The sequence below is a fragment of the Actinomycetota bacterium genome (assembly GCA_036280995.1).
GTDB lineage: Bacteria > Actinomycetota > CALGFH01 > CALGFH01 > CALGFH01 > CALGFH01.
Genome location: DASUPQ010000367.1, coordinates 1 through 4,262, shown reverse-complemented (window position 1 = coordinate 4,262; position 4,262 = coordinate 1). Strand labels below are relative to the sequence as shown.

The following is a 4,262-nucleotide window of genomic DNA, read 5'->3' as shown; positions in this document are numbered from 1 at the left end:
TGACCGTCGGGAACGACGGGACGGCGTGCCACAGCCGCTCCAGGGGGACCTCGCCGGCCACGGCCACGGTGGCCGAGTGGAGCAGCTCCTGGGTGCCGGGACCGGTGAAGGTGGCGCCGACGACGACCCGGCGGGCCCGGTCCACGACCAGCTGGCTGGTGCCGGCGATCCCGTTGCCCAGGGTGTAGGCGCCGGCCACCCCGCCGGTGTCGGTCCGGACCACCCGCACGTCCAGGCCGGCCCGCCGGGCCTCGGCCTCGGTCGGCCCGACGGCGCAGACCTGCGGGTCGGTGAAGGTGACCCGCGGGACCACCCCGTGGTCGGCCACGTCGTGGGTGTCGCGGCCCAGGATCACGTCGCCGGCCAGCCGGCCCTGGTACTTGCCCATGTGGGTGAAGGGGGCGAGCCCGTTGCAGTCCCCGACCGCGAACAGCCAGCCGCCCTCGACCCCCTCGGCCCGCAGCGACCGGTCGACCCGGACCGGGCCGCCGCCCTCCAGGCCGACCGCCTCCAGGCCGACGTCGCCGGTGCGGGGCCGGCGGCCGGCCGCGACCAGCAGCTCGTCGCCTTCCACCTCCCCGGCGTCGCCCAAGCGCACGGTCACCGGCCCCCCCGGACGGTCGCGCGAGACCGAGGCCACCTCGGTCCGGGTCCGCACGGCGATGGCCTCGGCCTCGAAGGCGGCCTCGACCTCACGGCCGACGAACGGCTCCTCGCGGGCCAGCAGCCGCCCGCCCCGCACCACCACCGTGACCTCCTGGCTGCCGAGCCGCCGGAACGCCTGGGCCAGCTCGCAGCCGACCGGCCCGCCGCCGAGCACGACCAGCCGGCCCGGCACCTGGGTGGCCGCGGTCGCCCCCCGGTTGTCCCAGGGCCTCGCCTCGGCCAGGCCGGGCACGGGCGGGATCACCGGGGCGCTGCCGGTGGCCAGCACCACCGCCCGGCGGGCGGTGAGGGTCCGCTGGCCGCCGCCGTCGGGGAGCTCGACCCGGACGGTCCGCTCCCCGGCCAGCCGGCCGCTGCCCCGGACGAGCTCGATCCCCTCCTGCTCGACCCAGTCCAGCGCCCCCAGGTCGCTCCAGTTCGAGGTCATGTAGTCGCGCTGGGCGAAGGCGGCGGCGGCGTCGAGCTCGCCGGTGACGGCCTCGGCCGCGCCCGGGACCCGCCTGGCCGCGGCCAGCACGTCGCCGGGCCGGATCAGGGTCTTGGACGGGACGCAGGCCCAGTAGGAGCACTCGCCCCCGACCAGCTCCCGCTCGACCAGGGCGACGGCCAGGCCGCCGACGGCGCAGCGGCCGGCGGCCACCTCCCCGGGTGGGCCGGCACCGATCACGATCACATCGAACTGGTCCGCCATGGTCCCCGCTTTCTCGAGTTGGCGACGCCGCGTAGCATCCTGGCGCGGCCCGAACCGAAGGAGCTCACGATGCAGCTTGGCATGATCGGCCTCGGCCGGATGGGCGCCAACCTGGTCCGGCGGCTGCAGCGCGCCGGCCACCAGTGCGTCGTCCACGACCGCAACCAGGCCGCCGTCGCCCAGCTGGAGGGCGAGGGGGCGGCCGGCGCCGCCTCCCTTGAGGAGCTGGTGGCCAAGCTGGACCGGCCAAGGGCGGCCTGGGTGATGGTCCCGGCCGGGGTCGCGGGCAAGGTCGTGGAGGAGCTGGCCGGCCGGCTGGAGGCCGGCGACGTGGTCATCGACGGCGGCAACTCCTACTACCGCGACGACATGCAGCGGGCCGAGGCGCTCGCCGCCCGGGGCCTGCACTACCTGGACGTCGGCACCAGCGGCGGGGTGTTCGGGCTGGAGCGGGGCTACTGCCTGATGATCGGCGGCGAGGCCGAGGTGGTGGCCCGCCTCGACCCGCTGTTCCGGGCCCTGGCCCCGGGGCTGGAGGCGGCCGGGCGGACCCCGGGCCGCCAGGGCGACCCGGCGCCCGAGGAGCTCGGCTACCTCCACTGCGGACCGGCCGGGGCCGGCCACTTCGTGAAGATGGTCCACAACGGGATCGAGTACGGGATCATGGCCGCCTACGCCGAGGGCCTGAACATCCTCCGCAAGGCGAACGTCGGCAAGCGCACCGAGGAGGCCAGCGCCGAGGCGGCGCCCCTGCGCGACCCCGCCTTCTACCGCTACGACTTCGACGTCGCCGCCGTGGCCGAGGTGTGGCGCCGGGGCAGCGTGATCGGGTCGTGGCTGCTCGACCTGACCGCCCACGCCCTGCTCCAGGACCCCACGGTGGCCGGGTTCTCGGGGCGGGTGTCGGACTCGGGCGAGGGGCGCTGGACGGTGGCCGCGGCGGTCGAGACGGGCGTGCCCGCCCACGTGCTCACCACCGCCCTGTACGAGCGGTTCTCCTCCCGCGGGGAGGCCGACTTCGCCGAGAAGCTGCTGTCGGCCATGCGCAAGGAGTTCGGCGGTCACGAGGAGCTGCCCACCGGTGAGTGACCGGGGGTCCGGGGGCCTCAAGCCCAGGCCCCCGGTGGACAAAGGGCTCGGCCCCGCCATCCGGGTCGGGGTGGTCGACGGGGAGCCGGCCGTGACCCTGACCGCCGGGGAGCTGGAGGCCACCTTCCTGCCCGGGCTGGGGCTGCTCGGCACCGCCCTGCGCCACCGCGGCGAGGACCTGCTGGCCCTGCCCGGCGGGGTCGCCGGCTACCGCGACCGGCACGTCACCGGCCTGCCCATCCTCGCCCCCTGGGCCAACCGGCTGCCCTCCTGGCGCTACCGCGCCGCCGGGGTCGAGGTCGACCTCGAAGGCCTGGACCTGGCCACCGACCCGGGCGGGCTGCCGATCCACGGCACCCTGACCGCCCGGCGGGGCTGGCGGCTGGAGCGGCTGGCCGCCGAGGCCGACCGGGCCCTGCTGGAGGCCAGCTTCGACCACGACGCCCGGCCGGAGCTGCTGGCGGCGTTCCCGTTCCCCCACACCCTCACCGTGGCCGCCGTGGTCGAGGAGGCGTCGCTGGCGGTGACCACCACCCTGGCCGCGACCGGCGACCGGCCCGTCCCGGTCGGCTTCGGCTGGCACCCCTACCTCCGGCTCCCGGGCGCGCCCCGGGCGGCCTGGCGGCTGCTGCTCCCCGACCGCACCCACCTGGAGCTGGACGGCCGGGGCCTGCCCACCGGCAAGGCGTCCGCCGAGCCGGCCGAGGCCGACCCGGTCGGCGACCGCACCTACGACGACCTCTACACCCTGGAGCAGGACCCCGCCGCCCGCCGCCTCGGCCTGGAGGCGGCCGGCCGCCGCCTGCTGGTCGACTACGGCGACGGTTACGACCACGCCCAGGTCTTCGCCCCTCCGGGGGCCGAGTTCGTCTGCCTGGAGCCGATGACCGTCCCCACCGCCGCCCTGGCCGCCGGCACCACCCCGCTGGTCCAGCCCGGCGGCACCTTCACCGCCCGCTTCACCATCCTGGTCGAGGACGCCTAGGCGGTCAGCGGGCCACGCCGGCCGAGCGGGACTCGGGGGCGGCGGTCAGGAACCGGTCGGCGGCGTCGAGGACGGCCACCGTGTCGCGGCCCAGGCGGACGTCGCAGGGGTGGCTGGTCGCGCCGCCGGCGACCATGGCCGTGAGCTGGCGGATGGCCTCGGCCAGAGCGGCCAGGTGGGCGAGCTCGAACGGCGGGACGGCCGAGCGGCCGCGGGGGCCGTAGAGCTGGAAGCTCCGCCCTTCCGCGGCCTCGGGGACGGTCTGGCTGAGGGTCAGGGTGCTGGAGGCGCCGCCCTGGTGGCCGAGGACCAGGTGGACGGTGTCGCCAAGGCCGGTGCCGGCGGCCACCCGCTCGACCGGGCCGAGGGCGGGGACGGCCAGGGCGAGCAGGTGGGGGCCGAGGTCCCAGAGGGCGCCCTTGCGCCGCCGCCAGAGCGAGCCGGCGAAGGGGCTGCCCGGCTCCAGGGCCGTTCCGAGCCAGGCGCCGTCGCCGCCGTGCCAGTCCCCGCCCTGGGCGTCCTCCATCCAGGCGGCGACCTCGGGCAGGAACCGGAGGGTGAAGAACACCAGGGAGGCGACCCCGGCGCCGGCCACCGCGGCGGCGACCCGGTCGGCGGCCTCCAGCGACAGGGCCAGCGGCTTGTCGAGCAGGAGGTGGCGCCCGGCGGCCGCGGCCCGCACGGCCAGCTCGGCCTGCACGTCCGGGGGGACGGCGATGGCCACCGCGTCCACCTCGGCCAGCAGCCCGTCCAGGTCGGTGTGGCCGGCGACGCCGAAGCGCTCGGCGGCCGCCGCGGTCTTGGCCGGGTCCCGGCCCCAGATGCCCACCA

General features: G+C 77.3%; 4 protein-coding genes. 2 read left to right on the top strand and 2 right to left on the bottom strand.

Annotated features, from left to right (window positions below; translation table 11 throughout):
- Window positions 1-1,357 (bottom strand): NAD(P)/FAD-dependent oxidoreductase (locus VF468_12350; protein HEX5879086.1); only part of this gene is annotated, 1,357 nt, incomplete at its 3' end.
- A 69-nt stretch (window positions 1,358-1,426) separates the two neighbouring features.
- Here VF468_12350 and gnd point away from each other — a divergent pair.
- Both gnd and VF468_12340 read left to right on the top strand, forming a co-directional pair.
- Window positions 1,427-2,446, top strand: coding sequence for a decarboxylating 6-phosphogluconate dehydrogenase (gene gnd / locus VF468_12345; protein HEX5879085.1), 1,020 nt, complete (start codon window positions 1,427-1,429; stop codon window positions 2,444-2,446).
- The gene (locus tag VF468_12340; protein HEX5879084.1) at window positions 2,439-3,431 is read left to right on the top strand and encodes an aldose 1-epimerase; all 993 of its coding nucleotides are present in this window, start codon (window positions 2,439-2,441) and stop codon (window positions 3,429-3,431) included. Before gnd ends, VF468_12340 begins: the two co-directional genes overlap by 8 nt.
- Window positions 3,432-3,435: 4 nt before the next feature.
- Here the strand turns inward: VF468_12340 and VF468_12335 are convergent.
- The coding region (locus tag VF468_12335) for a Gfo/Idh/MocA family oxidoreductase (protein HEX5879083.1) at window positions 3,436-4,262 on the bottom strand (827 nt) is incomplete at its 5' end.